This window comes from Mesorhizobium sp. M4B.F.Ca.ET.089.01.1.1 (assembly GCF_004022605.1).
Classification (GTDB): Bacteria; Pseudomonadota; Alphaproteobacteria; order Rhizobiales; family Rhizobiaceae; genus Mesorhizobium; species Mesorhizobium abyssinicae.
In genome coordinates this window covers 1-4204 of sequence record NZ_RZOS01000469.1, presented here as the reverse complement: position 1 = coordinate 4204, position 4204 = coordinate 1, and the positions used below count along the sequence as shown (strand labels likewise).

General features: G+C 65.1%; 2 protein-coding genes. One reads left to right on the top strand and one right to left on the bottom strand.

Features of this window, described 5'->3' with window-relative positions:
* Positions 1–238 precede the first annotated feature (238 nt).
* Positions 239–1816 (bottom strand): trimethylamine methyltransferase family protein, encoded by a 1578-nt coding sequence (locus tag EN780_RS28690; protein ID WP_128275973.1) that lies wholly within the window; start codon positions 1814–1816, stop codon positions 239–241.
* Between the two features lie 203 nt (positions 1817–2019).
* On the opposite strand from EN780_RS28690, the gene EN780_RS28685 reads away from it, so the two are divergent.
* The gene (locus EN780_RS28685; protein ID WP_128275972.1) at positions 2020–3927 is read left to right on the top strand and encodes a phospholipase D-like domain-containing protein; all 1908 of its coding nucleotides are present in this window, start codon (positions 2020–2022) and stop codon (positions 3925–3927) included.
* The last annotated feature ends 277 nt before the right edge of the window (positions 3928–4204 follow it).

Below are 4204 nucleotides of genomic sequence, written 5' to 3'. Positions count from 1 at the left end.
CAAATCAGCTTGATTTCCTGCTTTCTGGGTCGCGGCCGCTTTGCGGCGACTGCGCGTTTGAGGAGTGGCTTCCCCCACTCCGTCGCTGCTTCGCAGCGCCACCTCTCCCCCCTCCGGAGGGAGAGGAAGGGTGCCGGCTGGAATCGCCTCGCGCCTTTCCTCTCCCCCGTCGATCGGGGGAGAGGTGTCGAGCGAAGCTCGACGGAGTGGGGGTCGACTGTTCATCACCTACGGAAGATCAAAAATCGGTCGGGGCGCCGCCTTCGGCGCGGCGTTTCTCGACGAAGTCGTTCAGTTCTTCGCGGATCGCCGGGTCCATATAGGGTTCTTCGTAGGACGCCAGCCGCTCCTTCCAGACCCGGTTGGCCTTTTCGAGCGCCGTCGGCGAACCGGCCTCCGTCCAGCTTTCGAAATTGCGCCAGTCGGAAAGGACAGGCGAATAGAAGGCGGTCTTGTAGCGGTCCTGGGTGTGCTGGGTGCCGAAGAAATGGCCGCCGGGGCCGACCGATTGGATGGCGTCGAAGCCGAGCGCGTCCTCCGACAGGTCGAGCGGGGTCAGGAACTCGGCCACCATTTGCAACAGGTCGATGTCGAGGATGGTCTTCTCGTAGGAGCAGCGCAGGCCGCCCTCGAGCCAGCCGGCCCCGTGCATCATCAGATTGCCGCCGCCCTGGATGGCGCCCCACAGCGAGAAGACGCTCTCATACGCCGCCTGCGCGTCGACGGTGTTGGCGGCGCAGGTGTTGGAGGTGCGGTAGGGGATGTTGTAGCGCCGCGCAAGCTGGCCGCCGACGAGCTGCGCTTTCATGTATTCGGGCGTGCCGAAGGCCGGCGCGCCGGATTTCATGTCGACATTGGAGGTGAAGCCGCCATAGCCGACGGGCGCGCCCTTCTTCACCATCTGCGCAAAGGCGATGCCGGACAGCGCCTCGGCGTTCTGCTGGACCAGCGCGCCGGCGATGGTGACAGGGGCCATGGCGCCCGAGAGCGTGAACGGCGTGACGATGACGACCTGCCCCTTGCTCGACATCTGGATGATGCCTTCCATCATCGGCACGTCGAGCTTGAGCGGCGAGTTGGTGTTGATGATGGTGAAGACCGACGGCTGCTCGAGCAGCTGCTCATGGCTGATGCCGCGCGCGATGCGGGTGATCTCGATGCCGTCGACATTGCGCTCCTTGCCGAGCGAATAGATGTGGAACACCTTGTCGGTCAGCATGGCGAGGTCGCGGATGCATTCCAGGTGCCGGACCGAGGGATGGATGTCGATCGGCTCGACCGGATAGCCGCCGGTGCAGTTGAGGATATTGTGCATCTGCGCCAGGCGCAGGAAGTTGCGATAGTCGGCTTGGTTGCCCGGACGGCGGCCGCGGTCGAGATCGGAGCAGTTGGGCGCCGAGGCCATCATCGAGAGGATGACGTTGTTGCCGCCGAAGCGCAGATTGTGCGCCGGGTTGCGGGCATGCAGCGTGAATTCCGGCGGGCAGTGCGAGATCAGTTCGAGGATCAGGTCGCTGTCGAAGCGCACCCGCTCGCTGCCCTCGCGCACGTCGGCGCCATGCGCCTTCATGATGCGGCGGGCTTCGTCGTGCAGCACGTCGACGCCGATCTCCTTCAACACCCGCAGCGAGGCGAGGTGGATCGATTCCAATTCGTCATCCGAGACCAGCCTGGTCGGCGTGAGCGGATTCTTCAGCTGCCGGAACGGCGGCTGCTCGAACGCCGCCGAGCCACCGGCGCGCTTGCCCGCGCGGCCGCCGCGGCGGGCGCGATCGGTTGCCAGTGCCGGTTCGGCGGGGTGAAGGGCAGCGGTCATGAAAAGCCTCATGGGATGCGAAGGTCGGCGGCATAATGGACCGCCGCCAATGCCGCCGGTGAGGAGGCGGCGACCACTAGGGCGAGGGAAGCGACATGACGGAGCGCCAACCGAGAACCCGACGTTTCGCAACGTGAAGCCTGTTACAGTTCCGTCTTTTACTTCTGCTATACTTATGCGCCGAGCATCTTGAGGGGGTGGCGATGCCTGATGTCATCAAAGTGCGTGCGGCGACCAACAACGAGGTCGCGTTCCTGGCTTGGGATATTGACGGGATGATCCCGGGCTGCCTCGGCTTCGAGATCGTCCGCCTCTATCCCGACACCGGCGAGGAGCGTTGCCTGGCGGCATGGGTGCCGTTCAAGGGGCAACGCAATCCACGCTGGATTCCGCAGGACACCGGCGTGTGGCCGGTGCAGAAGACCTTCTGGCGCGACCTCACGGTGCGCCGGCGCCGCGACAGCCTCACGATCCGGCCGGAAGGCGAGATGATCGCCTATCGGGTGCGCCCGGTCGGCGACATGAAGCTGGGCCTCGAGCCGGTGCCGGTGCGTCCGGAGCAGGTGGTCGACGGCCAACCCGCCTATACCGGCGCGGCCCGGCCGCTCGGCTATCTCGGCCAGGGCGCAGTCAGTCCGCCGATCTTCCTGGGGCAGATGTTCGGCAAGGCGCGAGTTGCCTTCACCAACGGTGTCTTGTCGACGCAATGGATGTCGCACGCGCTGGCGGAAGCCGGCATCAAGGTCGGACAGCGCGACAAGATCAGGGCCGAGTTGCAGAACCCGAAAAGCAAGATACGCGCCTATCTGCAAGGCGATGTGCCCCAGGTTTTGACCAGCCTGATGGAGCGGGCCAAGGACCAAGGTGGCTCCGTCAGGCTTGCGCTCTACGAGCTTGGCGACGACGAATTGAGCGACGCGATCATCGCCGCCAAGGATGTCGTCGAGGTCATCCTTTCCAATTCGGGCAAGGACGAGCAGACAAAGGCCTGGGACTTCGGCAACGCGCCGTTCCGGAAGCGGCTGCGCGATGCCGGCGTCGTGGTGACGGACCGCCTGTTCAACAACAACCATATCGGCCACAACAAGTTCGCGGTCTACCGCGATGCCCACGGCAAGCCGCAGGCAGTGATGACCGGCAGCACCAACTGGACCTCGACCGGCATTTGCGGGCAGTCCAACAACGCCTTCGTCCGCGACGACCCGGCGATGGCAGAAGTGTTCAACGCCTATTGGGAGCGCATGAAGGCCGACGTCTTCCCGCCGCCGGCGAGCGAAAGCGCCGCCGGCCATGTGGCGCAAAAGCAGGGCGTGCCGTTTCGCAAGGAAAACCACATTTCGAACCCGCTGAACGGCGCCAGCGCAGCGCTGGACGGCATGACGGTGTGGTTTTCGCCGAACGATCCCGAGCGCAGCAAGAAGGACATTTCGGTGCGCCCGGTCGACCTCGAGGACGTCTTCGCCCGGATCAGGGCGGCGAAGCGCGCGGTGCTGTTTCTCGTGTTCAATCCGTCGCGGCTCGGCGAGAACTCGATCGTCGACCAGGCGGTCGCGGCGGCGAATGCGGATCCGAAGCTGATCGTGCAGGGCGCGATCAGCGACGAGACCGCGATGCCCAACTATGTCGCCCCAACCAGGGACCCGGTGACCCACAAGTCGAACAAGGACGGCAAGTCGCCCTTCGTCTATCCGGAGAAGGTCTGGGAGGCGCCGAACGTCTCGATCGTCAGGGCGGCGAACCTGACCGGCGCCACGATCGCCCGCGATTTCCAGGCGGAGGTGCTGACCGTCGGGCACGCCATTGTGCACGACAAGATCGTCATCATCGATCCGATGGAGGACAATGCCACCGTCATCACCGGCAGCCACAACCTCGGCTACAAGGCGTCCTACGAGAATGACGAGAACCTGGTCATCGTCGAAGGCGACAAGACCTTTGCCGCGGCTTATGCGGTGCACATGCTCGACGTCTTCGACCACTACAAGTTCCGCGCATGGCGCCGGACGATCGGGAAGGGGCCGTCGGCTGACGACGGGATTTCCATCGACGACAAGTGGCTGAAACCCTATGCCGACGGCAAGAAGGGGGCGATCGCCCGCTACTTCCCGTAATCTGCGTGGCCCTCAGGCGCGATCGCCGGTGGCGCAAGCGGATTTCGCCCCCGGCCCTTCCTTTTCCCGTGTCGAGCCGCTAGCCGGGTCGCATGCCACCTGAGGGTGGGCGATGCAGACGGATGGCGCAATGGCGGCGGCGAGCGATGGCGAGGCGGGAACGCAATGGGCGGCACTGGCCGGCGTCACCACGGCGCTGGCCATGTTCGGCGCAGCGCAGGGGCTGAGCTATCCGCTGTTCACCTTGCTGATGCAGCGGCAGGCCTGTCGCCGGCGC

Excerpts from the sequence above, each read along its gene's own strand:
- EN780_RS28690 (WP_128275973.1), bottom strand. The coding sequence starts at position 1,816 with ATGACCGCTGCCCTTCACCCCGCCGAACCGGCACTGGCAACCGATCGC.
- EN780_RS28685 (WP_128275972.1), top strand. The coding sequence starts at position 2,020 with ATGCCTGATGTCATCAAAGTGCGTGCGGCGACCAACAACGAGGTCGCG.